Annotated in this window: 30 protein-coding genes; 5 read left to right on the top strand and 25 right to left on the bottom strand. The window is 61.2% G+C overall.

From position 1 onward, the window contains the following. Positions 1-3 precede the first annotated feature (3 nt). From ABH15_RS05650 to ABH15_RS05595, 13 genes are all read right to left on the bottom strand, one after another. Positions 4-411 carry a DUF2703 domain-containing protein gene (locus ABH15_RS05650; RefSeq protein WP_128693406.1) on the bottom strand — a complete coding sequence of 136 codons (408 nt, stop codon included), beginning with the start codon at positions 409-411 and terminating at the stop codon, positions 4-6. Between the two features lie 16 nt (positions 412-427). Continuing rightward, entirely contained in the window at positions 428-1,306 is an 879-nt protein-coding gene (locus ABH15_RS05645; RefSeq protein ID WP_128693405.1) for a universal stress protein, read from the bottom strand. Then, the gene (gene arsB / locus ABH15_RS05640; RefSeq protein ID WP_128693404.1) at positions 1,303-2,394 is read right to left on the bottom strand and encodes an ACR3 family arsenite efflux transporter; all 1,092 of its coding nucleotides are present in this window, start codon (positions 2,392-2,394) and stop codon (positions 1,303-1,305) included. Before arsB ends, ABH15_RS05645 begins: the two co-directional genes overlap by 4 nt. A gap of 9 nt (positions 2,395-2,403) precedes the next feature. Beyond that, on the bottom strand, positions 2,404-2,874 hold the full coding sequence (locus ABH15_RS05635) for a putative zinc-binding protein (protein WP_128693403.1): 471 nt from the start codon (positions 2,872-2,874) through the stop codon (positions 2,404-2,406). Between the two features lies 1 nt (position 2,875). Beyond that, on the bottom strand, positions 2,876-3,118 hold the full coding sequence (locus tag ABH15_RS05630) for a thioredoxin family protein (RefSeq protein WP_128693402.1): 243 nt from the start codon (positions 3,116-3,118) through the stop codon (positions 2,876-2,878). Then, positions 3,105-3,500, bottom strand: coding sequence for a putative zinc-binding protein (locus tag ABH15_RS05625; protein ID WP_164913647.1), 396 nt, complete (start codon positions 3,498-3,500; stop codon positions 3,105-3,107). The genes ABH15_RS05630 and ABH15_RS05625 overlap by 14 nt, the downstream gene beginning before the upstream one ends. A 5-nt stretch (positions 3,501-3,505) precedes the next feature. Further along, positions 3,506-3,742: a thioredoxin family protein gene (locus ABH15_RS05620; RefSeq protein WP_128693400.1), complete on the bottom strand. Its 237-nt coding sequence runs from the start codon at positions 3,740-3,742 to the stop codon at positions 3,506-3,508. Continuing rightward, positions 3,736-4,011, bottom strand: coding sequence for a hypothetical protein (locus ABH15_RS05615; RefSeq protein WP_128693399.1), 276 nt, complete (start codon positions 4,009-4,011; stop codon positions 3,736-3,738). The genes ABH15_RS05620 and ABH15_RS05615 overlap by 7 nt, the downstream gene beginning before the upstream one ends. Before the next feature lie 9 nt (positions 4,012-4,020). After that, on the bottom strand, positions 4,021-5,100 hold the full coding sequence (locus ABH15_RS05610) for a permease (RefSeq protein WP_128693398.1): 1,080 nt from the start codon (positions 5,098-5,100) through the stop codon (positions 4,021-4,023). A 57-nt stretch (positions 5,101-5,157) separates the two neighbouring features. Beyond that, entirely contained in the window at positions 5,158-6,063 is a 906-nt protein-coding gene (locus ABH15_RS05605; protein ID WP_128693397.1) for a permease, read from the bottom strand. A 94-nt stretch (positions 6,064-6,157) separates the two neighbouring features. Further along, complete coding sequence (locus tag ABH15_RS13595; protein WP_164913646.1) at positions 6,158-6,295, bottom strand: hypothetical protein; 138 nt, start codon at positions 6,293-6,295, stop codon at positions 6,158-6,160. A gap of 110 nt (positions 6,296-6,405) precedes the next feature. After that, a complete protein-coding gene (locus ABH15_RS05600; RefSeq protein WP_206633424.1) occupies positions 6,406-6,837 on the bottom strand; it encodes a pyrroline-5-carboxylate reductase family protein in 432 nt (143 codons plus the stop codon). Between the two features lie 252 nt (positions 6,838-7,089). After that, positions 7,090-7,548, bottom strand: coding sequence for a hypothetical protein (locus tag ABH15_RS05595; RefSeq protein WP_241648027.1), 459 nt, complete (start codon positions 7,546-7,548; stop codon positions 7,090-7,092). A 217-nt stretch (positions 7,549-7,765) separates the two neighbouring features. On the opposite strand from ABH15_RS05595, the gene ABH15_RS05590 reads away from it, so the two are divergent. After that, positions 7,766-8,785: a sensor histidine kinase gene (locus ABH15_RS05590; RefSeq protein WP_128693395.1), complete on the top strand. Its 1,020-nt coding sequence runs from the start codon at positions 7,766-7,768 to the stop codon at positions 8,783-8,785. Between the two features lie 419 nt (positions 8,786-9,204). Beyond that, positions 9,205-9,912 carry a DUF1614 domain-containing protein gene (locus tag ABH15_RS05585; protein WP_128693394.1) on the top strand — a complete coding sequence of 236 codons (708 nt, stop codon included), beginning with the start codon at positions 9,205-9,207 and terminating at the stop codon, positions 9,910-9,912. A 10-nt stretch (positions 9,913-9,922) separates the two neighbouring features. Here ABH15_RS05585 and asnB read toward each other — a convergent pair whose 3' ends face one another. The 10 genes from asnB to ABH15_RS05535 all read right to left on the bottom strand — a co-directional run bounded on the left by asnB (position 9,923) and on the right by ABH15_RS05535 (position 19,981). After that, positions 9,923-11,737, bottom strand: coding sequence for an asparagine synthase (glutamine-hydrolyzing) (asnB, locus tag ABH15_RS05580; protein WP_128693393.1), 1,815 nt, complete (start codon positions 11,735-11,737; stop codon positions 9,923-9,925). A 77-nt stretch (positions 11,738-11,814) separates the two neighbouring features. Next, entirely contained in the window at positions 11,815-12,261 is a 447-nt protein-coding gene (locus tag ABH15_RS05575; RefSeq protein WP_128693392.1) for a carboxymuconolactone decarboxylase family protein, read from the bottom strand. 5 nt (positions 12,262-12,266) lie between these two features. Then, the gene (locus tag ABH15_RS05570) at positions 12,267-13,208 is read right to left on the bottom strand and encodes a methanogenesis marker 7 protein (RefSeq protein WP_128693391.1); all 942 of its coding nucleotides are present in this window, start codon (positions 13,206-13,208) and stop codon (positions 12,267-12,269) included. Then, complete coding sequence (locus ABH15_RS05565; RefSeq protein ID WP_128693390.1) at positions 13,205-13,789, bottom strand: methanogenesis marker 17 protein; 585 nt, start codon at positions 13,787-13,789, stop codon at positions 13,205-13,207. The genes ABH15_RS05570 and ABH15_RS05565 overlap by 4 nt, the downstream gene beginning before the upstream one ends. Next, the gene (locus ABH15_RS05560; RefSeq protein ID WP_128693389.1) at positions 13,790-15,028 is read right to left on the bottom strand and encodes a methanogenesis marker 15 protein; all 1,239 of its coding nucleotides are present in this window, start codon (positions 15,026-15,028) and stop codon (positions 13,790-13,792) included. Continuing rightward, a complete protein-coding gene (locus ABH15_RS05555; protein WP_128693388.1) occupies positions 15,025-15,477 on the bottom strand; it encodes a methanogenesis marker 5 protein in 453 nt (150 codons plus the stop codon). Before ABH15_RS05555 ends, ABH15_RS05560 begins: the two co-directional genes overlap by 4 nt. A 4-nt stretch (positions 15,478-15,481) precedes the next feature. Next, positions 15,482-15,946 (bottom strand): methanogenesis marker 6 protein, encoded by a 465-nt coding sequence (locus tag ABH15_RS05550; RefSeq protein WP_128693387.1) that lies wholly within the window; start codon positions 15,944-15,946, stop codon positions 15,482-15,484. Beyond that, on the bottom strand, positions 15,947-17,470 hold the full coding sequence (gene mmp3 / locus ABH15_RS05545) for a methyl-coenzyme M reductase-associated protein Mmp3 (RefSeq protein WP_128693386.1): 1,524 nt from the start codon (positions 17,468-17,470) through the stop codon (positions 15,947-15,949). 12 nt (positions 17,471-17,482) lie between these two features. Next, positions 17,483-19,093 carry a methyl coenzyme M reductase system, component A2 gene (gene atwA, locus ABH15_RS05540; protein ID WP_128693385.1) on the bottom strand — a complete coding sequence of 537 codons (1,611 nt, stop codon included), beginning with the start codon at positions 19,091-19,093 and terminating at the stop codon, positions 17,483-17,485. A 48-nt stretch (positions 19,094-19,141) separates the two neighbouring features. Next, entirely contained in the window at positions 19,142-19,981 is an 840-nt protein-coding gene (locus ABH15_RS05535) for an HAD family hydrolase (protein ID WP_128693384.1), read from the bottom strand. Between the two features lie 58 nt (positions 19,982-20,039). Between ABH15_RS05535 and ABH15_RS05530 the strand changes: the two genes are divergently transcribed. After that, entirely contained in the window at positions 20,040-21,002 is a 963-nt protein-coding gene (locus tag ABH15_RS05530; protein WP_128693383.1) for a ribose 1,5-bisphosphate isomerase, read from the top strand. Positions 21,003-21,166: 164 nt separating this feature from the next. Beyond that, positions 21,167-21,991: a diaminopimelate epimerase gene (gene dapF / locus ABH15_RS05525; RefSeq protein WP_128693382.1), complete on the top strand. Its 825-nt coding sequence runs from the start codon at positions 21,167-21,169 to the stop codon at positions 21,989-21,991. On the opposite strand, the gene radB is transcribed toward dapF, so the two are convergent. Continuing rightward, positions 21,978-22,658 carry a DNA repair and recombination protein RadB gene (radB, locus tag ABH15_RS05520; RefSeq protein ID WP_128693381.1) on the bottom strand — a complete coding sequence of 227 codons (681 nt, stop codon included), beginning with the start codon at positions 22,656-22,658 and terminating at the stop codon, positions 21,978-21,980. The genes dapF and radB overlap by 14 nt on opposite strands. Beyond that, a complete protein-coding gene (gene larC / locus ABH15_RS05515; RefSeq protein ID WP_128693380.1) occupies positions 22,655-23,848 on the bottom strand; it encodes a nickel pincer cofactor biosynthesis protein LarC in 1,194 nt (397 codons plus the stop codon). The genes radB and larC overlap by 4 nt, the downstream gene beginning before the upstream one ends. Before the next feature lie 45 nt (positions 23,849-23,893). Between larC and ABH15_RS05510 the strand changes: the two genes are divergently transcribed. Next, positions 23,894-26,338, top strand: a complete 2,445-nt coding sequence (locus tag ABH15_RS05510; protein ID WP_128693379.1) for a CDC48 family AAA ATPase — start codon at positions 23,894-23,896, stop codon at positions 26,336-26,338. The last annotated feature ends 57 nt before the right edge of the window (positions 26,339-26,395 follow it).

The following is a 26,395-nucleotide window of genomic DNA, read 5'->3' as shown; positions in this document are numbered from 1 at the left end:
GAATCACTCCGCTGTTGTCTCTATGCCGAGCGCTTTGAGCGCCGCCCGGGCGATCAGCTCCGGCGGGATCGACTCGTAACGCTCGCCGTCATACTCGACCGCCCGGCACGCCGCATCGTCCTGCCCGGTGATGCAGGCGCAGGAGGCGCAGGGCGTGCTGGTTACTTCCATCCCCTCGATCAGATCCTCGAGCGGCACACCGTTGAAGAGGATGCTGTTCGACTGCGCTATCGCCTCGTTTGGAAGAACCGTCTCGACAACCCGGACCGTGATGCCCTCCTCCTCGAGGATCGGCCGGATCTCTTCGATGACGTCCATCACCGCCCGTCCGGTCTCCCCGCACCGTTCGCAGGTCTTCTCGATGTCTTCTCCGATATGCCGCCATTCGACGACGAGTTCCTGTTCTGTCATATCTATCTCTCCTGAATTATCGTACCACCAGTACGTGCCCCGCCGACCGGTGCACGACCGCCTCGGCCACGCCGCCGAAGATCTGCTCGACAGTCCCGTGCCGCCCCTTCGCTCCCAGCACGATGAGCGTGACGCCGCGCTCCTCTGCGAGAGCGAGCACCTCATCTATCGCGTTCCCCGTCCGGAGGACGGTGTCGACGTTCGCGAACCCCGCTGCCTCGAACTCCCGCTTCAGCGCCGCCAGCCGCTCTTCGTCGCGCCGGTTGAACGCCGCCATCTGCTCTTTCGAGGCGTACGAGAGGTGCCGGAGATCCTGAACGTGGACGACGGTCAGCTCCTCGGGGTGCGCCCCGGCTATCCAGGAGAGGCAGGGGATGCACCGCTCGGCATACGCCGAGAAGTCCGTCGCGTAGAGGATGCGCTTAACGAGCCGGTCGGCCGCGAGCCGGCAGGTCGCCTCATCGCCGGTCTCGACGATCCGCAGCCGAACGACGAGCACGGGATCGTCGACATGCCGGAGGACGTCCTCCGTGGTGCTGCCGAGGATCACCCGGGATACCAGGTTCCGTCCGTGCGATCCGAGAACGATGAGCGCGTAGTCGTCCCGTTCCGACCGCTCGATGATCTCGGTCGAGGGCATGCCGCTGACCACCTCCACGGTCACGGACGGAGCGCCGCAGGCGATCAATCGTTCCCGCCACGCCTCGAGCACCTCCCGGTCGTGGTCGAGGATCTCCGGAGCCGCGAGGGTATCCCGCACGTTCGCCACGTGGAGGAGCTGGATCTCGTCGGCACCGGCACGCACGATCTCCTCCACCGCCGAGAGGATCGCGTCGCTGCTCCCCGCCATCTCGAGCGGCACGAGCACGGTTCCAATATGTTTGCTATTCGTCATGCTGCCTCATCTCCAAACATTCCTTGCGTCCGCAGGCAGATCCGCACGAGCATCAGCATCACCGGCACCTCGATCAGTACCCCGACCACCGTCGCCAGCGCCGCCCCCGACCCGAGGCCGAAGAGGACCGTCGCGGTGGCGATGGCGACCTCGAAGTGGTTCGAGGCTCCTATCATCCCGGCGGGCGCGGCGTCCCGGTAGGCGAGTTTCAGCCGCCGGGCGAGGATGAAGTAGCCGAGCGTGAAGATGAAGACCGTCTGGATAAAGAGCGGGACCGCGATCCAGAGAATGGTGAGCGGGTTTGCGACGATGACGTCGCCCTTGAAGGTGAAGAGGAGCACGAGCGTCCCGAGGAGGGCGGCGATGCTCACCGGGGTCAGGTAGTGCAGGAACGTCGTCTCGAACCAGACCATGCCCTTTTTGGCGATAATCCACTTCCTTGTCAGGTAGCCGGCGGCGAGCGGGAGCCCGACGTAGACCGCGACCGAGAGGAGGATCGTCTCCCAGGGGATCGGTATCGCGGCGACGCCGAGGAGGAACCCGCCGAGCGGGGCGTAGAGGAGGAGCATGGTGAGCGAGTTGATCGCGACCATCACGAGCGTCAGGCCGTCGTTGCCCCGGGCGAGGTAACTCCACATCAGCACCATCGCCGTGCAGGGGGCGATGCCGAGCAGGATGCACCCGGCGACGTAACTCCGCCAGAGTTCGATCTCGACGCCGCTTGGGAGGATCTCGGTGCCCGGGATGAAGTCGACGAAGAGGTAGCCGAGGAAGAACGTGGCGATGAGGTACATCGTGAAGGGCTTGATCGCCCAGTTCACCAGGAGCGTCAGGGCGACGGGCTTTGGCGTCTTTGCGGCCCGGAGCACCTCGGCAAAGTCGATCTTCACCATGATCGGGTAGATCATGAAGAAGAGCGCGATGGCTATCGGTATCGATATCTGGTAGACGGATAAGGCATCGAGCGCGACCGCAACCCCGGGAAAGGTGCTGCCGATGAGGATCCCGGCGATGATGCAGAGTGCCACCCAGAGCGTGAGGTACTTCTCGAAGGTGGAGAGGCGCCGCTCGGGCTGTGGTGCCGCCATGCTCTCACCCTAGCAGCATCCCCCGCCGCCGCACCCGCACCCGCCGGAGGGCTGGCATTTCTTCTCTTCCTCGCCTCTTCCCTTCCCCTCCCAGACCGCCGATACAACGGTCTCGAGGTCGGCGTCGGAAAACTCCAGCGAACTCTTCTTCGCGATCCCGAGAACGGTGACGACGAGGTGCTGGTCGGGGGTGATGCCCTTTGCGACGGCGATCTTCTCAGCGCACCGGACGGGACAGCCGTCGATGACGAGAACCTCGTCCGCCTCTCCGATACTCTTCGTTAAGCCTTCGGGAGCGGCGGCGAGGAGCGCGACGCATGCTGCACTGCCGTATCCTTCCTGTGTCAGCTGGATCGCAGCGAGATTGCTGAGCTGGCCGACATTCGCAACTCCGGCGCAGGCGAAGATGATCCGTTTCGTTCCGCCTTCCGGCTCTTCGCCGCCTCCGCAGGCGCACCGGGGTAGATTCTGTTTCGTCATGTTACTTCTCTCCAAGCAGTATTTGTTTGATATCCTCGACGCAGGGGACGTGCCCGACGACTTTGGGCTCGCCGTCGACGTAGAGCGCCGGCGTCAGCATGACGCCCCGGTCGATCATGGCATCGAGGTTCTCGATCTTCCGTACATCCGCATCGATCCCGAGGTCCCCGACCGCGATCTCGACGTTCTTGATCATCCGCTTGCACTTGGCGCAACCGGTCCCGAATACTTCAATCAGCACCATGGTTTCTCCTCCTCCGGGGATTGCATACCGCACTATCCCGCACCCATCCGGCAGAGACGACCGCGTCGATGTCCCGCGGGTCGATACCGAGGTAGCCGGTCGACCGAAGGGGGAGATCGGCGACGACGATGTACTGGTCGGGCTCGATCCCGAGCTGGTCGAGGACGGCACGGGCGCAGCCGGTCTCGCAGCCGTCGATGACGACGATATCGTCTGCGGCCCGCACCCGTTCTATCCCGGGTCTATGGCCGGCGGCGACGGCAGCGACGCCGACAAGATCGCCGTAGCCTTCACGGGCGAGCCGCACCGCGCCGTGGCAGGCGAGTTGTCCGGGATACGACCCACCGCAGCAGGCGACGATGACGCGCCGTTCGCGGGTCACGTCCGTCACCCCTGCAGGATCTCTTTTATTTCTTTGACGTCCGCCACCCGGCCGGAGACCTTGAGGTCGCCGTCGACGGCGAGCGCCGGCGTCAGCATCACGCCACGCTCCATGATCTCGGTGATGTCGTCGACTTTGACGAGTTCGGCATCGATACCGAGATCCTTGATCGCCGTCTCTACGTTCTTTGCGAGCCGCTTGCACTTGGCGCAGCCGGTTCCGAGTACTTCAACTTTTACCATTCTTTCTTCACCTCGTTTCGGTACTCCCGGAGGAGCGCCGTTCGGTAGAGCGGTTCGGCCTCCTTCGGGATGTAGTTGTAGATCTTCACCTGTTTGATCAGCGCATCGCCGATAGCGGTTTCGCCGGAAAGACCGAGATCGATGACGTCGGCCAGGATATCGTCGAGCATCGCGAGCCCAACGACGACCTCCCCAACCTCGATCCGGCGGATCCGGCGCAGCGCCTCGGCGGCGCAGCAAGGTTTCTCCCGCTTCTTCGTCGTTTTCATAGGTATCTCCTAGATCAGCAGCATACCGTTCCCGTACACAAACCCGGCAAGAGTCGCGAAGATGACCACCAGCGCCACGTAGGCTGCGGTCTTCGCCGCCCCGACGATCCGGTAGATGACGAGGACGGAGGGGAGGCTGACCGTCGGGCCCGCCAGCAGAAGGGCGAGCGCCGGGCCTGCGGCCATGAGCCCGGACGAGTAGCCGAAGGTCGTGCCGATGATCGGGACCTCGAGCAGCGTCGGCATGTAGAGGATCATCCCGACGATCGAGGCCAGAGCACAGGCGGCAATGGAGTTGTTGCCGAAGAACGGCTGGAAGGTCTCGGGCGGCAGGAAAAAGGCGATGATCCCGACGATGAACGTCCCCCCGATAAGGATCGGGAAGATCTTCTTCGTGAGATCCCAGGTCTCAAGCCCCCAGTCGGTCACCTCGTCCCTGTCGAAATAGTAGATAAGGAGGACGGCGATAGCGAGCGTGAGGATGTAGACGATGCCGAGCCGGATCGCCCAGTCGAGCTGCGACGCCCCGAAGACCAGCACGCCGACAAGGAGGGCGAAGAACGCGGGCGTAACCCAGCGCGGTTTCTCCTCCTCGCACGCCCCGGCGACGCTCGGTGCCATTGCCCTCTGTTTGAGAGTCTCGACATCCGTCGACCGGAAGATCAGCGCCATGGCAAGCCCGATGACGATCGCGAGAACGATCGCAGAGACCGCCCTGGCTACGCCGAGATCGAACCCGAGCACCCGGGCGGTGTAGATGATCGCGAGGATGTTGATGGCGGGCCCTGCGAAGAGGAAGGTCGTCGCCGGGCCGATGCCGCTCCCCTTCTTGAGGATGCCCGCGTAGATCGGGAGGATGGTGCAGCTGCAGACCGCGAGGATCGTCCCGGAGACCGAGGCGATCCCGTAGGAGACCGGTTTCGGGGTGTCCGGACTGAAGTACTTCAGTATGGCGTCTTTCTTGACGAAGGCCGCGATGGCGCCGGCGATGAAGAACGCCGGCACGAGGCACGTGAGGACGTGCGCCGAGAGGTAGTCGAGCACCGCCGCAAGCCCCGACGCAAGAGCGCCGATGAGTAGGTCGATCATGGTCTTTTCCTTTTTGTTACGGTATGGCGTTCTCTTATCGTGTGCTTGGTCTGCAATTCAGATGACGGCAAGAACCTGGAACGCCACGCCGGCGAATACGGCGACCCCGAGGATGACCGCCACGAAGGCTGCGAGCAGGCGCCGCTCGAAGATCGCGGCGAGCAGCGTCACCTCCGGGATACTCGCGCCCGCACCGCCGATGATCAGCGCCATCACGGCGCCGATGCCCATCCCCTTCTCGAGGAGGACGGCGCTGATCGGGATGATCGTCTCGGCCCGGATGTACATCGGTACGCCGATGACCGCCGCGACCGGGATGGCGAGGGGATTAGCGGGCCCCGCGACCGCGACGATCAGGTCTTCGGGGACGAACCCGTAGATGAACGCCCCGATCCCGGCGCCGAGCAGCAGGTAGGGGAGCACCTGCCGGAACAGAGCCACGGCGAAGGTGAACGCCCCGCGGATCCGTGTGCCGTGGCCGGCGTTGCAGCCGCACGGTTCCGGCCGCCCGGCGACCGTGACATCCCTGACGTACCGCTCGTACCCGAGTCGCCCGAGGAGCGCCCCGATCCCGACCGCCGCCACAAAGGTGATGCCTGCGTAGATGGCGGTCGGGACGATGCCCACCAGTGCTGCGAGGAGCGTGAGGATCACCGGGTTTAAGAGCGGGGATGCGAGCAGGAACGACATGCAGACTCCGAACGGAACGCCGGCATCTAAGAGGCCGAGGAGGATCGGGATGGTCGAGCAGGAGCAGAACGGGGTGAGGGCACCGAACCCCGCCCCGAGCACGTTGCCGGTGCCCGGCCGTTTTCCGGTGAGCACGCCCCGGATTCGCTCCTCCGGCACGTAGGCGTGGAGGAGCCCGACGAGGAAGGTGATCCCGATGAAGAGCAGGATCAGCTCCCCGGCGATGACGACGAAGAACTGTCCGGCGGTGAGAAGGTTTGCGATGGTATCCATGAGAGTTCACTCACCGATCCCGCTTCTCTTCAGTCGGTCTGTCTTCGGTCCGGGGTTCCGGGGCTCCGGTTCGTCCGCCATCGTCTGCTTCCCGTCACTCCTTCTTCTTGTCCGTCTCCTTCGGCACGATCTTCACGTTGCAGCAGCAGCCGCAGTCGTTCTCCGGCGTGAAGAGTTTTTTGATCTTTTCGGCGATGCCCTCTTTTTGGTTTCTGCTGGTGCCGTCTGCCATAGGGGTACACTCCGTCACGATGGGGATCTAAAAGTTTCAAATTTGTTTGAATTAGTGTGAGCAACACCACCACATAAAGGTTCTGGTTTCAAAAAGAGTTGAAGTAGGGATCACTCGGTGAGCTTGCGGTAGAGCCCGGTCAGGTTCGTCCGGTAGATCTCCCGGATAGTCTCTTCGCCTGCCGCGATCGGTTTGACCGGGACGAAATCCGTCACGACGTCGGGCGCAAAACCCGGGCTCTGCATCGTCCGGAGCGCCCCCTCGACCATGACGGCGAGCCCTTCCTCCGCCTCGGCGCCGGAAAGCCCGAACGACCGGGCGAGGTCGAGGAGTTCGTACCACTGGAACCAGAAGTAGGTCGGCCCCATGGCGGTCAGGATGGCGTAGGCCTCGAGTTTCTCCTCGGCGACCTCCGGCATTCTGCCGAGCACGCCGAAGACCCGTTCGAACTGCTGTTTCTGCTCAGCTGTCACCCCTGCGGAGAACACGACCGGGTTGTAGCCCTCGCCGACGGCCGCCGGGGCGTTCGGGATCATCCTCATCCTGATCGGGGTACGGATCGTGCTTGAGCATACCATCTTTGTGTGACTGAGCGATCAAGAACGATCACCGGTATCGCCGGGCTCGGCACCGGACGTTCCATGGCGATACAAGATGCAGAGGTCACGTAGGCGCCATCAGATCCAGGCAGGGAAGGAGTGTTTCACACGCCATACCCTGCCATAGAACCGACCATCATCATATACGCTTTCAAAGATCCCTATTTTGGGTATACCCACCCGTAATGCCCGATTCTAGTGCCAGTAACCCCGGACATACAACTCATGATCCCGGAGATAGGGCGTGAAGAAGTGGAGCATGAGAGGGACGAGAACTATGCAGACAATGATATTTCCTGCCAGCCAGGCGCACCACACCTGCACTACCTCTGCCCACAGGATCTCCCCGCCGAGGGCGAGAGTGACAGAACCCCATGTGGCGCCGGCCAGATTGTTGAGGACGAACCCGAAGATCAGGAGAACTCCTACATCTCTCCTGCTCCTGAGAGCCGGGTCGCACCCAAGCTCCCTGAACGCCACGAGCGGGATGATAACCTGCCAGAAATCTGCAAGAGACCAGTAGAGGTTTACGCCGGGCGGTACGCCGCTCAGCAATCCTGCCCCGATGTAGCATCCCGCATAGGCTGCGATTGCCCCGTACATGCCGAACCACAGCCCGAAGACTACCATCGGAGCCACCACGATGTACAACATGGATATACCGGGACTTATCTCAAAGGAGAACACCGCGAACTTGGCTACCAGGGCATTGATGCAGATCAGCAGAAAGAACAGCGCAAGATACAGGAAATTCGGCACGTGCTTCTGATTCGATCTCTCACGGAATTCCGGGGGATCTGCGGTTCCCTGGTGCATTGAATGGACATTCGACCCGCATGCTATTTATCACCTCCTCTCCTACGCTGAAATCATGGAAAGGACGAGTGGCAATTCTGCCGGGATGTCCGCGATGCGGAGATGGGCAGGGGAACCGATGCCCGGAGCACTCGTTACCACCCTCCTTCTGGCAGCGATCATGTTCCCGTACTGGTGGCTTGCAGTACAGTGGGCAGGATCTGTCCTTCTCGATCCTGAAACTCACTTCGCCTTTTCCACTACCACGTTTCTCCTGGTCCTGATTATCGCTGACAGCACATTCCTGATACGGTATTACCAGCTTGTGCGAAAACGCGAGATGAAGGAGAAGACCCACGATCTCAGGCGGAGCGAGGATGCTCTCAAGACAGTGAATGCAAAACTCAACCTGCTCTCAAATATCACACGCCACGACATCTTAAACCAGGTAATGGCGTTAAAGTATTACATCGAACTTGTGCGGGAAGAGAAGGACAGGGACGCCATCTCCGACCTCATTGGGAAACAAGAGATCATTGCCAATGCCATCGAGCATCAGATCAATTTTACCCGCGACTATCAGGACATGGGTGCCCAGGCTCAGGCATGGCAGAATGTTGCCGCGAGTATTGAAAGAGCGAAGGCTGCACTCCCGGTTGCCGGTATCCGGATTACTGTCGACAGAGAGGATCTCGAGATCTTTGCCGATCCGATCTTTGAACGGGTATTTTACAATCTGATCGACAATGCCCTCCGCTATGGAGGCCCCGGTATGAGCACTATCGGTGTGTCATCAACAGAGACGGAACACGGGCTGATCCTCTCCGTTGAGGATGACGGCACCGGAGTTCCTGTTCAGGATAAGGAACGCATTTTCATCCGGGGATTTGGAAAGAATACAGGACTTGGACTATTTCTCTGCCGTGAGATCCTTTCCATTACAGGAGTTACCATCCGGGAGAACGGGGAACCGGGAAAAGGAGCCCGCTTTGAGATGCTGGTGCCGAAGGGGCACTTTCGGTTCGGCATCGGGAACGTAAGCAATCACGGAATCATCCCAATCGGGTCTGCAACCGGGGTATCCGTCAATATATGAGCAATCCAATGAACGGCCTCGTTCGGCTTCCCGGCAACCATATAGGGATACTTCAGCCCGCCACCTGCATAGCAGGATGATGCCATCCGATACGAAGTCGGCTCCGCGAGTGTCGCGCAGAAACCTCATAAACGAGATTTTGGCCGATTTCCATGTTGAGGCTGCAGGATTTGCAACCGGAAACACCCTTGTGCTGTGAATGTCGGACTGTTCCGGGATGCCGTCGTAGGCAGCTTCACCCCCTCTTCTCGATCCGATCGGGGCATCCTCCCTAAAAGCGAGAACCGCTTTGCATGCACCGCACGGTTCAGCGAAGACGCGAGTGAGAAGGGTTCGGCATGTCCGGTAGAGAAGAGCAGGAGCACCCGGAAAGCCTCAAGCTATTTCACAGTAGGCAGCGTGAAGAGAGGCGGATACCCATGCACGAGTACCTACCTGCCGTGGCCATCGTGCCGTTTCCCGGAAGCCTCGAACAGGTCGTCCTGGCACTCTTCGTCATCGTACCGCTCCTGCTCATCTTCAGTTTCCTGCTGATCAGCGAGGAGGCCTTCGAGGCGATCGGCCTCCGGTTCCACCAGGCCGTTCTGATGACCGCCGGGGCACTGGTCGGGGGGTTCATCAACGTCCCGCTGATACCGCTCGAAGAGGCCGTGATAGCCGTCAACGTCGGCGGATGCGTCATCCCGCTCGTCGTAACCCTCGAACTGGTCGCGAAGCAGCGGGTCGCCTTCTCCCGGGTGCTCGCCGCAATCGTCGCGGTATCCGTCGTCACCTACATCTTCGCCGTGCCCGTCCCCGGCGTCGGGATCACCATGCCGGTCTACGTCGCCCCCCTGGCAGGTGCGGTCGCAGGACTCCTCCTGTCGCGGGGATGCGGCGGGGCACCGGCGCTCGCCTATGCCGGGGGGACGGTCGGGACGCTCATAGGGGCGGATCTCCTCAACCTCGCAAACCCGGTCGTCCTGGCATCCCTGACAGCCGCCGCCGGCACGGTGCTCTCTATAGGCGGGGCAGGGATATTCGACGGTATCTTCATAACCGGCATTCTCGCCGTGATGCTCGCCGCGTTCTTCGGCAGGAGGATCAGACGGCTGAAAGGCGGATGCCCGGAGGAAGAGCGGATCTGAACAGCTGCTCTTACCGCTGGTCGAAGAACTTCCGGAGCCAGAGCTCGGCGCAGACGATCCGCCATATCTCGGTTGAGTAATCGGCCTTCCCATCGAGGAACTCACCGTAGTTTGCAGAGACCGCCTCCGCATCCCAGTAAGGCCGCCCCCGGAATGACGCCGACGCGAAGATCGCCAGCACCTCGCCTTTCAGGTCTTCCTTCATCCAGACCTCCTCCGGCGTGACGAAACCCATTTTGTCCATCCTGCAGCGTATCGCATCGGGCACAAGCCCGCGTATCGCCGACCGGAGCACGTACTTCGTCACCCCGCCGCGGATCTTCTGGTCGAGCGGCAGGGATGCCAGATACTCCACCAGCCGGTAGTCGAGGAACGGCACCCTTGATTCTATCGAAAACGCCATGGAGTTCCGATCCTCCCAGTGGAGGAGGAGCGGTAGGTTCGTTGCAAAGAGCTCCCGTTTGAGCACCTCGTCAAGCGACCCCTGGTAGCGGAGGATCTCCGGCACAGGTCCCCGAATCAGGTTCCGCCGGTCCGACCGGACCAGTGTCTGCCGAAGCGCCCACGAAAAGAACCCCCGGTGATGCCGCATGCTTCCCACCATTTCGCGGAGAGCCTGCCGGAGATACCCGTCCCGGAGGAGGCCACGGATGTAGGAGGTCTGGTAGGCGATATACCCGCCGAGCTGCTCGTCGGCACCCTGCCCATCGAGCACCACCTTCACCTCCTCCCGGGCAAGCCGCATGACACAGTACTGAGCGTAGATCGAGAGCGAAGCGAAGGGTTCGTCCTGCACGTACAGCAGGTGCCCGATATCGTCCCAGAGACGGACCGGGTCGGGGCTCGTCCGGTGACCGGCAGCACCCGTCGCATCCACGACCACGTCGATGAACCCCCCCTCCGAGAAGCGCGGATCATCGAAACAGACCGAGAAGGTCTTCTGCAGCTCACCGACGCTCGCCGGCCTCTCGGCACGGAGGAGTTCGTTGATCAGCATCGACAGGGTCGAGGAGTCGATCCCGCCCGAGAGGCAGGTACCGACCGGGACGTCGCTCCGCAGGCGGAGGCGCACCGCATCGGTCAGCAGTTCCCGGAGCCCCTTTGCCGCCGCCTCATCGGAGATCCCGGAAGACGGTTCGGCGTTCATCGCGACGTCCCAGTAGCAGAACGGCTCCAGAGCCAGGTCAGGGCGGACGACGAGCGCGTGAGCGGGCGGCAACTGCATGATTCCGGAAAAAAGCGTCTCCGCGGTGTGATCGGCAACCCCCCAGGCGAGGAACGCCATCAGCGCCGGGACGTTCGGCTCCCGCCCGGTGTCAGGATGGGCGAGCAGCGCCTTTATCTCGGAGGCGAAGAGGAACGAACCGCCTGTGATGGTGTAGTAGAACGGTTTGACACCGAGGCGATCCCGGGCACAGAAGAGTTCCTCCCGTCCTGCATCCCAGAGGGCGAACGCCCACATCCCGTTGAACCGCCGCAGGCAGTCTCTGCCCCATTCCTCGTAGGCATGGAGGATCACCTCGGTATCGGATGCGGAGGAGAACCGATGCCCGAGCAGAGCGAGTTCGTCCCTGAGTTCGACGAAGTTGTAGATCTCGCCGTTGAAGACCAGCCGTAGGGAACCGTCCTCGTTCTGCATCGGCTGGGCTCCGTCGTCCGAGAGATCGATGATGGCGAGACGGCGATGGGCAAGCCCGATACGGCCTTCCAGGTACAGGCCGTCTCCGTCAGGCCCGCGATGTGCGAGGCGGGCCGACATGCTCCGGACGAGATCGGGGTCGGCCTCTCCCGTCGACAGTACGAACTCTCCGGCAATCCCACACATTGGATATCAGTTATCGGTCAACGCTCATGAACGCTCTGGTCAGACCGGGAGAGCGAAGAGAGGAAAAACAGGGACGGTCAGTCCGAGCAGGTCTTCTTCAACCCGACCCCGTTGAGTTCGCAGGGGGGGCATCCTTCGTCCTTCCCGTTGACAACCCGGTAGGCATCCGCAAGCACTGCGGAGTTCGAGAGGAGCCCGGCGATCAGGATGACCTCGAGGATCTCCGCCCGGCTTGCACCTTTCGCACGAGCCGCCTGCATATGGTACTCCACGCAGTGGCTGCATTTGAGAGCGGCGCCGACGGCGAGGCTGATCAGTTCGATCATCTTCGGCTCGAGCTGGCTCGTCTCCGTGACCGCGCTCTTATAGAGGAGGTGAGAGATGAGTATCTCGGGTCGCTCGCTCATCCGCTCAAAAATCAGCGGAACTCTCCCGTACTCCTCCTCAATATCGCGGAGCCATTCCCGAGCGATGGCCTCGGTACCCCGCTCACCAATGGTATTGAGAATCTTTTCAAAATCCATCGCTGTTACACCATGATCCGGGTTTCCGAGAAAGGTTTGATCCGTATCAATATGTAATTGCGCATTCGTGACGGGAGAACCTCGGCGACGTCTCCAACGGTCACACCGTCGGCGATCTCAAGAGCACGTACGTCGTCTGCGTAGGTTTCGTACGGCAGCTTCACCCGGAGACCCGAGAGCTGGGCGGTCACCGGCGTCGGATGAGTCAGGAAACTCACCTCGTGGATCTTCTCTTCAAGGATCTCCATCAGCCGCGGCGGGAAGATCGAGAGAGGGTCTTTCGCGAGCTCGTCCCGCTTCGCGTCGAGCGCCTGCGAGACCTCCTCTACGAGTTCGTCGAGTTTCCGGAGTTCCTCCGGCCGCTTGAACCGATGCATTATCCGGCCGATATCGCCGACGTACCCCTCAACAGGCGGATCGGCGATCGCCATCAGCGTCTCCCGATCGGGAGCTCCTGTGAGGACGATCGGGACATGGATACCCCGCCGGAGCACAGGAAACTTCTGTCTGATGCACTCCTCAAAGGTTCCGAGGACGTACACGGCGAGGTCGTGCTCGTTGATGACGTCACGCTCCTCGGCGTTCAGATTGGCGATCCGCTTGCCGAATCCCCGCGAGAGCCCGACCATGTTGGTCTTGGCACCGGCCCGGCGCAGGTACTCGGCGAGATCGCACGAGGTGTGCGGAAGATGATGGATCTCAAGACTCGGGCTGACGACGGCGATCTCGGTACCGACGAGCGGCGCCTCGATGACCTCGCCCGCGAGAGGCTTCGCGATGCGGCGGATCAGCTCGACGTCGTCCCTCGGCACGAAGGACTGGAGCACCACCTCCTGCGCCATCAGGTGCTTCTGCACGATATACCCGCCGATATCGTCGATCAGATCCACGATCTCGTCATGGCGGTAGACACCGCCCTTGTAGGTGATCGGCACGAGGGTCGTCACAGGCTCACCCCCATCAGGGCGAACTTCTCGGCAACGAGGGTCTCCACGACATCCTCGGGCAGCGTATCCTCACTTGCCACATAGTAAAATTTCGTGCTCTTTACATACTGACGCCGCACCTTGAACCCCTCCGGAGCAATATACTGCAGGGCATAAATGACGTCCTGGTGAATAGATGCACTCGGATCCGCCACCACCAGATCCTCGATATTCTCTTTCTGGAACCCTTCTGCAGGAAGGACGATGGTGAACCGGTCGGGCTGTTCGACATGCTCCTTGCCGAACCGCACCCAGAGCAGGGTGAGCAGCGGGGCGAGGTAGGTCTCGTCGCTGATATCGAGGACGGCTTTTCCCTCCTGAACGTTGATGTTGGCGAAGTCGTGCAGCCGGACCTGCCGCGGCAGGTGGCGGATCGTTCCGGCGGCGACGAAGATCGGGACCTTCGGATCGATAAAGATGTGCAGTTTCTCGATCACCTTGATGAGATCGAGATCCTGCAGTACGTCGGCGGCGATCCGCTTGTAAGCCTCACCCCCTCTCCTATCGCTACACTCGACTTCAAAGTAGTTCAGCGGAGGCATTCAATCTCCTTTGATGTATCCGGACGCGAGCAGCGCAGAGCCCACCGCGCCGATGTACTGGGAGTTCGGTGGGACGACGATATCGGTCTGCAGAAGTTCGCCCATCGCATGAACGAGCCCCTCGATCAGCGACGTCCCGCCGACCATGATCACCGGCTCTTTGATGTCGACCTCCTGAAGCTGCTGCTCGAAGACCTGCTCGGCGACGCTATGGCATGCGGCGGCGGCGACATCCTCCGGGGAGCTGCCTGCCGCAAGGGCGTTGACAAGGCTCTGCGTCCCAAAGACGATGCAGTAGCTGTTCATCGGTACGTTCTTCGCAAAACCCTTCATGGCGAGGGGTCCAAGCTCGGTGATATCGACGCCGAGACGCTTCGCCGTCATCTCGAGGAACCGCCCGCTGGCGCCGGCACAGATGCCGCCCATCGTGAACGTTCCCGGGATTCCGTCAATGACACTGATCGCCTTGTTGTCCATACCCCCGATATCGATCACCGTCGAGGCTCCCCGCTGGTGATCGGCAAGATAGACCGCTCCCTTCGAGTTGACGGTCAGCTCCTCCTGGATAAGATCGGCACCGAGATGCTTTCCGATGAGGAACCGCCCATAGCCGGTAGTGCCGACGGCCTCGACATCCTCGCGGGAGAGCCCCGCCTCCGCAAGCGCGAGTTCGACAACCTCGTCGGCGCTCTTGAGCACCTCGGTCGTCGGGCGCCATCCGGTTCCGACCACCTGGTTGTTCCGCATGACGACAGCCTTCGTCGTGCTCGAACCGCTGTCCACCCCGAGGGTGATCCCGGTCTGCTCCTCACGGGCAAGGAGCGCCCGTCTCCTCGCGATGGTGGTCAGCGCCTCCATTCGGGTGAGCAGCGTGCCTGCAGTCGTCCGTTCGGTGAAGGAGTAGCTGACGACCGGAAGGCTCGATCGCTCGTGGATGTAACGCCGGAGCTCGTTCCTGACGATCGCGGCCTCCGCACACCGGAAGCAGGTTCCGATGAAGACCGCGTCCGCCTCGACTTTTCCTTCGACGAGCGCCTTTGCCCGGGCAATCGCAAGTTTTAAATCGGCGCTCCGGACATCGAGCCCGAAATCCTTCACCGCCGATCTGACATCGGCGAGCGCGACATCAGGGAAGAAGATCTCCGCATCGACCGATTCAGCCGCATCGGCAATCTCCTTCTGCACTCCGCTGTACTCGGAACCGCAGGAAAGCTGGGCAATCCTCACCCGTGACGTCATTTCTCTTCCTCCTTTGCAAGCCCGGCCAGGAAATCCCTGATGGCGGCGACGAAGCGCACCCCTTCCTCCTCGTTCCCCGGATACTCAACCTCGAGTATAGGGATATCCTTCTGGCGGAGAGAGAAGAGGATCAGTTCGTCCGTCCGGGCGCACCCCATGCACCCGAACGCGAGATCGGCGTCGGTGACGATTATCGCGGCCTCCGCATCCTCGAGGAGAGGCCCGTATATCGACATCCTGCCCCGGACACCCGACGGCACCTCGACGGCCGCATACTTCAACCCTTTCTTCGGGTCCTCGGGGGTGATCTGGAGAGGCGGCGATTCGACGCCGGCGGTTTGGATACGCTCCCGGATTGAGAGTGCGGCGCCGAGCGGCTGATGACCGAACCGTGCCACCAGGTCGGAGAGGATCAGACTCGTTGCAGGATAAATAAACACCTTGGCCATATCTTCAGGACTCCTCTGCTTCTTCGATCAACTCTTTGAGTTTTTTGATATTCAATAGCGATCGTCCCTCCTGCCGCACGGGCGCTCCTGCAGGCTCTCTCTCCCCGCCCGTCTCGAGCACCTCAAGACCGTGAGAGACGTAGCGGAGCAGAGGAAACTCTGCCTCGTGACCGAGATAGCCCGGGCGGGCTCCGCCGAGATTCGCCCGGCAACGCCGCGGATCGCCGGGCGGGAAACCCCGATCCTTGACGAAAATATGTGCCGGATCAAAAGTGCGGATCGTCCGGATAAGCCGGTCGACGTCCTCCGGCATCCCCGTGACCTGCAGGCCGAAACAGGTCTCTTTGATCATGACGCCTTCAGAGACCTCGTACGCCCGGAGCGCGAGAGCCGAAGGCGTCATCGTCGGCGACTCGATGAAGACGTACTTAGTGACAGTGCCCACGAGACGGGGCGTGTACTCGGCCATCTATTTCACCTCTCTGATATAGACCATCGAACCTTCCTTGAGGCCTTCGAGTTTTTCGACCTCCGTGACGGTTCCGATGATGTTGGTGCCGGTGAACGGCTCGGACGTCGGCCCGAACTCCGCACTCTCCGTCGTGCGCACTCCAACCATACCCGAGCCTTTCCGCGAGTCGTTCGTCATCGCCAGACTGTTGGCGGGAACAACCCCTTCGGGAGTATTCTCCGGGATAATGCCGACACCCCGTGCTATCGACGGCTTGAAGAGATAGACATCCTCGAATTTGAAGTAGAATGGGATCTTCCCGACGGAGTGGTGCTTCAGCCCCGAGACCTCCCGAAAGACGGCGCACGTCAGGGGAGCATGTTCGTCGTCGAGCCGGACGCCGATCACCTGGCCGAAAGGCTTTGTCGTAACCTGAACCTCCCCGTTCGCCAGTGCCTCGAGCGTCGTCGCCGGCCGCTGATCGACCACGACACGGTCGTCGCCCGCTTCATCCGCGGTGATGCCGATGCCCCGTTCTCCGGCAGCGGTTCGCGCCTCACCAAGCGTCCTGCCGATGAGATCGAGCTTCTCCGGGATAACCCGGATACAGAGCAGGTCACCCTCACGAGCAAGCCGCGCAAGCTCAAGGCCGCGGGTGACTCCGGCGACCACGGTATGTGCAGAGCTCGCCGGAGCGTTGTCTGTATAGATATAGACCGCTCCCTCCGATTTCCCGGTTGTCCTGACCGTGACGGTGCCCGCCAGGCGTGCGGCGTTCTGCTCCGCAGGAACCTTCGTCCTGGCGAGCCGTTCGTCACGAATGTGCGTGCTGGCCGACCGTCCTACGGAGAATCGGCCGCCCTGCAGCGCAAGGAGGAGATGCTCGACACTCTTCGCCGTCCGGGTATCGATACCGTCGCTTGAAAAACCTTCGGCCTCCGCCTCCAGACAGCTGACGATATGCATGCCGTCTTCAAGGACGATGCTGCCGTCGGTCGTCGTCACCGCCCGGGACCGATCCGCCCGGCTCTGAATCCGGTCAATACGGAGAATCCGGTCGCCCTCCTTCCAGGTATCGAGGACGCTCCTTCCGCTGACGACCCGCCCGACGACACCTCCGTCCTCCGGAGCGCCGTGGTCTGCCGTATGGCGAATCTTCGAGAATATCAGATAGGATCTGGCCGGGTCGTATCCGCCGCATCCGAGGATGACGTCTCCCCGTTCATACCGGTACGGGCGGCGCGCAGGAGAGAACGCCGATACAAACGGCCCGAACGCAGCTGCATACCGGTCAGTCCAGCGGAGCTCGAGCTTACGGGGCTGTCCGGAATCCTCCTCAGGGAGACGGTACGCACTCCCGCTCCCTTCAACAACGATCTCACCCGCCGTCGAGACGATGCGGAGCTGTGCGGTCTCCGCAGCCTCCTCATGGGCAGGACGAATAAGAGCGACGGTGCATCGCGGATCCCTGTCGGGAAGGAGATCGGAAAGACGGGCACCCTCCGGGACGACCCGGCGCTCCCCATCGAGATGGATCTCCATCGGTCACCTCCCTTACGGGGCGGCGCTGCCCATCACTTTCCGTTCGTCTTCCGTCAGCTCGCTGAGAACCTCGGCCGTCGGCCCCAGCTTGATGATCTTGCCGCCACGCATCAGCGCGACCCGATCGCAGATATCCTTCACAAAGTCCATATCGTGGGATACCACGATAAATGTCTCGTCCATCTCTTCGCGGGCGTGCAGGATCGAGTGCTTCACGTCGATCTTGGTGATCGGATCCATCGTCCCGGTGGGTTCGTCGAGGATGATAACCCTGGGCTCGCGGATCAGCACCTGTGCAAGCGCCACCCGGTGCTTCTCGCCCTCGGAGAGCTGGGCAGGGTAGCGGTCGAGGATCGCCCTGCTCTTCTCCTCGGAGAATCCCGCCATGCCGAGAGTGATGAGGGCTTTCCTAAGTGCGAGCTCTTTTGGGAACTCAAGCCCGATGGCGTCGGTGAGGTTATCGAGAACCGTCCGGTGCGGATAGAGGTCGTACTCCTGGTGGAGCAGGCCGATATATGCCTTGGCACGCCCCCGCTTTTCAATACCGGGCTTGGTCATGTCCACCCAGTCGTCGCCTATCCTGATATTCAGCTCACCGCTCGTGGGTTCGAGGATTCCTGATATCATGCGGGAGAGGGTCGTCTTTCCTGCACCGCTCTTCCCGATAACGCCGAAGATCTCCTTCTCCCCGACCTCGAAGGAGACACCGTTCACCGCTTTTACAACACCCCGGTCGACGGAGAGATAGCGCTTGATGACGTCACGGGCGACCATGACCTTCTCCCCGACCTCGGCAACCTGCCGCTCGGAGACGTCGCTGTAGTCCTCCATGAAGCGCTGGATAACCTCTTTCGGCGATCCTATCCTGACAATTTCACCGTCTTCAAGGAGAATCGCACGATCCGCGACGTCTTCGATCACCTGCGAGAAGTGAGAGGTAACGACCATTCCCATATCATTGGTCTGTGCGCTCTCGATCAGCATCCGGTGCACGAGCACCGCCGTCTCAGGGTCGAGCGTCCCGGTGGGTTCGTCCGCGAAGAGGAGAACCGGCTCTTTTGCGAGCTGGCGGGCGAGCACCACCCGCTGTTTCTCACCACCGGAGAGATCGCGGGCGATATGCATCATCCGATGGGAAAGGCGGACCTCGTCGATGAGATCGGCGGCTCTGCCGATCGCTTTTTCCGACGGGTAGCCGATATCGTCGAGAGCGTGCAGCACGTTCTCGATAACACGGTCGTCCCCGTAGAGGGCGAACGTCCGCTGAAACATGATCGCCGTCCGGCGCATTATCCGCCGTTTCATGCCGGCATTCTCTTCCGCCCAGAGATCGACATCGAGAGCCGTCAGCTCGCCGCCGCATTTGGGACAGGGTTTACCGGCATCGCTCCGGACGCTGATGTACTCGCATCCTGCGCATGCGGCAATATGATACATAATCTGACCGCTCGTCGGGGGTTGATCGACGCCTCGCATCAGGTGCATAAGAACGGTCTTACCGGATCCGCTCCTGCCGATAATCCCTACAATCTCCCCCTCTGCAACCTCGAAATTTATATCCTTCAGTGCAGTATTCCCATTGAAATCCATGCAGAGGTTTTTTACCGTGATTAATGGGTTCATCGCAAGCTCCTCGTTACAACTACTGTGGCGGTCGTATCATATTATGGTTTATATCGTACCAGTATCCGGAAACGAACCGTTGCCGAGCAGGCCTCTGACGATGCCGGGCACCTCCGCCACATTCCTGATGATATAGTCTGCGCTCAGGTAGAGCACCTCCGGCTTCGTATCCGACTGCTGCTCGGAAAGGATGGAGACATCGGCCGCCTTGAACGCGTGCAGATCGTTGATGGCATCGCCGACCATGACGACCACATCGTGCTGTTTCCGAAGGTCTTCGACTATCTGCGCCTTTATCGACGGGGTCGCAACACCGTAGACGCGCTCGCGGGGAATGCCGAGGTAGTCCCCCATCTTCTCGAGTTTAGCAACACGGTCGCCGGAGGCGATATACGCCGGAACACCCATCCGGTGCAGCTCGCTGATCGTCTCCTTCGCCCCGTCGAAGGGCTTTCCTCCCGTGGTAACGGCAAACTCAATCCCGTTCATAGCCATATTGACGATCACCCCGGAGTTCAGCGTCACGATGGACTCCTGCTTACAGCTGCTCCAGACCTGCCTGATGCATTCCTGCAGATCCCCGACGCGGGCATGCCGGTCGGTGTAGAGGACGCTGCCGACCACCTCGGCAGGGATCACACGGCAGGCGCAGGCAACCCCGAATCCGATACCTTTCTCGATGAGGAACGATGAAAGAGGCATCTCGGAAGATGCCTCGATGACGTCGCGGGAGTGAAGATGGAGCACTACCAGCACCCGGTTCTCGGATGAATACGTCAGCGTGGTCGTCTCCACGTCGATAAGCATACCCCCGTTCCGGACGTCACGTGCCACCCTGAAGGTCTTCAGCAACGTTCCTGCACTATCAAAGACAACGGCAACCGACATCGCAATCCCAACGCCAATAGTTCTATGTAATATAGTATCGCCTCTTCAATGAAGATGTATGCTGCTGACTGAGACGGCCGAGGATATCCGAACCATGAAGATCCGGGGTGCCGGGCGCATAGCCCGGGCAGCTGCGGAGGCACTCAGGGAGTATGCCGGGACAATCGAGGTATCCGACCTCGCCGCATTCCGAACGGAGATGCAGGAAGCTGCGGAGCAGCTCATCGCCACCCGTCCGACGGCGGTCTCGCTGCCGAATGCGGTGCATGCCGTGATGAGCGGTCTTTCAGGGGCTGATTCACTTCCTGAAGCCAGATCCGCACTCAGAGAACGGGCGGATACGTTTATCCGGTCATCGCTGCACGCCGTCGAGGAGATCGCAGCAATCGGTGCACGCCACATCTCCGACGGAGACGTCCTCATGACGCACTGCAACTCGGAGGCGGCGCTTGCCTGCATCCTTGAAGCAGACCGGCAGGGAAAGGAGATCGAGGTCTATGCCACCGAGGTTCGGCCGCGAAACCAGGGGCTCGTCACGATCCGGACGCTGAACGATGCGGGGATACGGACGAACTACATTCTCGACTCCGCCGTCCGCTACTTCATGAACGAAGTAGACCTCGTCATCGTCGGTGCGGACGCCATCACGGTCAACGGTGCGGTGGTGAACAAGATCGGGACGGCACAGATCGCCCTTGCAGCCCACGAAGCGCGGACAAATCTCATCGTTGCTGCCGAGACGTACAAGTTCGCTCCCCGCACCATCCTCGGGGAACTGATCGAGATCGAGGAGCGTTCCGGGAGTGAAGTGCTCCCCGATACCCTTGCCCGGGCGCTCTCGCACGTCCGGGTCAGAAACCCGGCCTTCGATGTCACGCCTGCGGAGTACGTCGATCTCATCGTGACCGAGAAGGGTGCGATACCGCCCGGGCTCGCCTACAGCATCATCAAAGAGTATCTCGGATGGAGCATCGGAGAGTTTCACAAAGGACTCGTGATGAACTCTGAAAATCATGAGTGAGCAGGACTGATACAGAACGTCGTCCCCACCTGCTCCTTCAGGGCAGGATATGGCGGAAGCCCGCTTCCTGACGCCGACCGTAGAGCATCGGGTTTTCCCCGGGAGGTGAGATGAAATCCTCATTATTATCTGAACGAACGTCATACGCGTCTTTGAGGATACCGATGGAGATTACTTTTACCAAACTACAGGGGAACGGAAACGATTTCATCCTGATTGACGAGCACGACCGGGAGATTATACCGGACGGGATGAAGGCGCAGTTTGCGTCGCTCTACTGCGACCGCAGATTCGGCATCGGTGCCGACGGTGTTCTCTTCCTGCAGCCGTCGGAGGAGGCGGACATAAAGATGCGCCTCTTCCAGCCCGACGAGAGCGAGGCCGAGATGTGCGGGAACGGCATCCGGTGTCTCGTGAAATACGCCTACGATGCCGGATATGTGCAGGAGTCCTGCACGGTCGAGACTGCGGCGGGGATCATGCCGGTCACCATGGGTTACAACGAGGAGGAGACGGAGTTTCGTGCGGCGATTACAATGACCGAACCGGAGTTTGCGAGAGCCCGCATCCCCGCAACCGGCGACGGCGACTATACTGAGAAGATCGCCGGGCATACCGTCTACGCCGTCAATACGGGAGTTCCGCACGCCGTTATCTTCGTCCGGGAGATCGGAGCGGTGGATATCGGAAAGATCGGGCCTATCGTCCGGAACCACCCGACCTTCCCGAAGGGAGCGAACGTCAACATTGTCGAGGTCGGGGAGGACGACACACTCCGCATCAGAACCTTCGAGCGTGGCGTCGAGGCGGAGACCTACAGCTGCGGGACAGGAGCGACGGCATCGGCGGCAGTCGCCCATCGGCAGGGGCTCGTCGGGAAGACCGTCGCGGTCGAGACGATGGGAGGGGCGCTCGTCATCCGGTTCCGGGACGGGACGACGATGGAGGGGCCTGCCGAGACCGTCTTTACAGGATCTATATCCTGTTAATACCGGTTTCCGTTATCTCGAACTCAAAAGAGAGACCTTCGGGACGCGACCGATGCTTCCGGAGCACTGCACGGCGGGTGCCGTCGAGCCGCTCGAAGCTCACAATCGCCTTTGAGATATGCTCAAGTGCGGTTCCCCCGAGCCCCGAGATCCTTTTTCTGTCGATATCGACGTATATCTGGTTGGTGATCAGAACGGGGACGTCATACTTTTTTGCGAGCCCGAGGATCTTGACCATATAGTGGGAAAGCCGTCGCAGAGTCTCCTTCCCGGTCTCGAGCTCGGTGCGGTAGAGTGCCGTTGCGGAGTCCATGATCAGCAGGTCGACGGGGTGCTCCCGGTTCGCACGGAGGAGGTCTTCGCTCTCGGCGATCATCAGCCCCTGCTGTTCGAAGTCCACCGGTTCGAAGAGATAAAGGTGCTCTGCAAGCTCCTCGGCTCCGTCTCCACCGGCCACCTGGCTGAACCGCTCCACCGAAAACCCTTCGGTATCAATGAAGATCACCGACTTCCCCGCTCGCAAACATTCCGCCGCAGCCATGAGACAGAGCGTGCTCTTCCCGCTCGCGGGCTCACCGTAGAACTGGGTGATGACCCGCCGCTCAAGTCCGCCGCCGAGCAGCATATTGAGATCCGGACTCCCGGTACTGAGTTTGTTACATTTCATTCGTCAAGTACTCCCCGTTCTCTGAAGATCTCCCGTGCCGCATCCTCGACGATACCGGTCACTTCCCGGAGCGGGACGTCGAGTTCCCGGGCACAGAGACGCGCCTGCTCGAACTCCGCCTTGAAGGACGAGACTTTCCCTGCGAACCATCCGCACTTGACGTCGATGGTATATGTCCTGCCTCGTATCGTGACCGTTACCGGCTGAACCGTCCGCTCGATGGTGAGCCGGTGGACGGACGGCAGACACCGGATACCGAGCGTGCCAAGCTCCCGGGCCATGACGCCGGCCAGGTGATCGGTCATCTCCTGCCTGCAGATCACCCGGATCAGATAACCGTTGCGCCCTTTCTTCATCACGAGCGGGAGGGCACTTGCATCCCGTGCTCCTTCGTCCATCAGGCGGGAGAGGGTATAGGCAAGAACTTCTCCCGTCACGTCGTCGACGTTGGTCTCGAGGATATCCACCCGGTCGTGGGGGACAGGAGAGGCATTCTCAAGAAGAAATGTCCGAAGGACGTTCGGCGTCCCTTCCGGGTTCCTCTTTCCCGCTCCGTAGCCGACCGCCGTTATAGAGGCCGGCCAGATCTCTGCGGCGGAGAGGGTCGCAAACTCGGCGAGCAGCGCCGCTCCCGTGGGGGTGCAGAGTTCCCGCTCCTCCGTTCCGATCATCGTCTGAACCGCCGACTCGCGGATGACTGCAACCGTGGCAGGGGCAGGGATCGGGAAGGTGCCGTGTGAACCGACGGCAAATCCCCGCCCGAGTGCTATCGGGAGCACGGCCACACCGTCGACCCCGAGCGACCAGAGGGCAGTGCATGCACCGACGATATCGGCGATCGCATCGTCGGCGCCGACTTCGTGGAAGTGAGCGCCGTGGCCGTGGACACTCGCCTCGGCCCGGTGCAGGCGGTGAAAAACCCGGCGTGCCATCTCAAGGGCAGGTGCGGGTGCAACGCTCTCATCGAGGCGGGCGAGCACCTCCTCAAGCGTGCGGTGGTGGACAGGTGCATGCGTCTCGACCCGGACCGCCCAGATACCGGCACGGTCTACCCGTCCGAATGTCGGTTCGGCCACGACAGACTGCATCGCTCTTCTAACCAGAGCCTCACCCGCCCCCAGATCGAGCAGGGAGCCGATAATCATGTCGCCTGCCGCACCATGAAACGGATCTACGAGGAGGATCTTCATGCGTCGACAGTACTTATAAATCCGAGAATATATGAATTAGAGGTAATGCCCGAAATATACTTGAAAGTCGATAGTGCTTATCCGGAGGATCAGGGCGCGGGAAAGGCGCGGCTCGACCCTGATACCATGCTCCAGCTCAGGCTGAGCCCGGGTGACCTCATCGCCATCGAAGGGAAACGACGGACCGTTGCAAAGGTCTGGCGTGCCATGGTGAACGACTGGCATCAGGGTAAAGTCCGCATCGACAACTTCACACGGCTCAATACCGGTGCCAGCATCGGTGATCGGGTCAATATCAAGACACTTGACGAGGAGGTCGAAGCAAAACGGGTAGTTCTCGCCCCACCCGAAGACCTCCCCAAGCAGCTCCCTATCAACTACAGCAGCGTCGTCAACAAGCTGATAGACTTCCCGATCGTAAAGAACGACTCCGTCCCGATCCAGGCCGGCCTTCCGTTTATGCAGCCCCAGCTCGTGGCGTTCAAAGCCGTCGTGGTCGAACCGGAGAACGCGGTGATCATCACCAAGAATACCAAGATAGAATTCTCCGAAAAACCCGCAGCAGGGTTTGAAGGAGCAAAGAAGATCAGCTACGAGGATATCGGCGGCCTCAAGGACGAACTGCAGCGTGTCCGCGAGACGATCGAGCTCCCCATGCGCCACCCCGAGATCTTTTCAAAGCTCGGCATAGAACCGCCGAAAGGCGTCCTCCTTTATGGGCCGCCGGGAACCGGGAAGACCCTCATCGCAAAGGCCGTTGCAAGCGAGAGCGGCGCCCACTTCATCTCGATCGCAGGGCCTGAAGTGATCTCCAAGTACTACGGTGAGAGCGAACAGAGGCTTCGGGAGGTCTTCGAGGACGCCCGCCAGCATGCTCCCGCCATCATCTTCATCGACGAGCTCGACTCGATCGCCCCACGCCGGGAAGAGGTGACCGGCGAGGTCGAGCGGCGTGTGGTCGCCCAGCTGCTCACGATGATGGACGGCCTTGAAGAGCGTGGCCAGGTCGTGGTCATCGGAGCGACGAACCGCCTCGATGCCATCGACCCCGCTCTCCGGAGGCCCGGCCGGTTCGACCGCGAGATCGAGATCGGCGTTCCGCCGGAGGACGACCGCATTCAGGTTCTCCACATCCACACCCGCGGCATGCCGCTTGCACACGACGTGAATATCGACAGCATCGCCAAGCAGACCCACGGGTTCGTCGGTGCCGATCTCGCAGCGCTCGCCAGGGAAGCGGCCATAAAAGCGCTCAGACGATACCTCCCCGAGATCGACCTCGATGCGGAGGAGATCCCCCCTGAGGTGCTCGAGAAGATGGAAGTGCTGCCAGGCGACTTCCGCGATGCACTCAGGGACGTCGGTCCGAGCGCCATGCGTGAAGTGCTCCTCGAGGTGCCCCACACATCGTGGAGCGACGTCGGCGGGCTCGAAGAAGCAAAGATGGATATCCGCGAGGCCGTCGAGTACCCGCTTACGGAGCGGGAGCGGTTCGAGGAGCTCGGGATCGAGCCGCCGAAAGGCGTCCTCCTTTATGGGCCGCCGGGAACCGGGAAAACTCTCATCGCAAAGGCTGTTGCCACCGAGAGCGGCGCAAACTTCGTCCCGGTACGGGGCCCCCAGCTCCTCTCCAAGTGGGTCGGTGAGAGCGAGCGGGCGGTCCGCGAGGTATTCAAGAAGGCCCGCCAGGTTGCCCCATCGATCATCTTCTTCGACGAGATGGATGCACTGACGCCGGCGCGGGGCGGAGGCGGCGAATCGCATGTCATCGAGAGCGTCTTAAACCAGATTCTCACCGAGATCGATGGGCTCGAAGAGCTCCGCGGGGTCGTCGTCATGGGAGCGACGAACCGTCCGGATATGATCGATCCGGCACTCCTCCGGCCGGGCAGGTTCGATCGATTGGTCTACATCGGCGAACCCGTACCTGCCGACCGGAACCGGATTCTTCGTATCCACACACGCTACGTGCCTATCGCCGGCTCCACGCTCGAGGAGATCGTCGATAAGACCGATGGGTTCACCGAGAGCCAGCTTGAAGACCTTATCGGGATGCTCGGCACCGAGAAACAGATCACCGTCGACGATCTCGTCCCCCACCTCGCCGGCCGGCCGGAAGCAGCAGTGGCAGAAGCAAACCCGGGGAACGGCGATGAGAGACTGAAACGGTCGGCACGACGAAAGAAGATCGTCGGCCTGCTCACCGAGCAGAAGCTCGACCTTGTCGACCCCGCCCGCGATGCGCTCATCACGAAGCTGGCCTCGAATACCGAGGGATTCGTCGGTTCCGACCTCGAAGCACTCGCCCGCGAGGCCGCCATGGCAGCCCTCCGCGACGGGTCGCGCTTCGTCGAGCCCGGACACTTTACCGAGGCAACGGGTAAGGTTCACGCAACGATGAACGAGCGGCTGCGGCAGTACTACCAGAAGATCCAGCAGCATTTCAAGGGTGGGCTCCCGAAAGAGGTGCAGCCTCTCGAGTACCAGTAATCCATTCCCACCCACCCCATTTTTTCGACAATATATTTATCCGCTGATGGACAAGGT

Source organism: Methanoculleus taiwanensis, assembly GCF_004102725.1.
GTDB classification, from domain to species: domain Archaea; phylum Halobacteriota; class Methanomicrobia; order Methanomicrobiales; family Methanoculleaceae; genus Methanoculleus_A; species Methanoculleus_A taiwanensis.
This window is presented reverse-complemented; position numbering and strand designations above follow the sequence as displayed.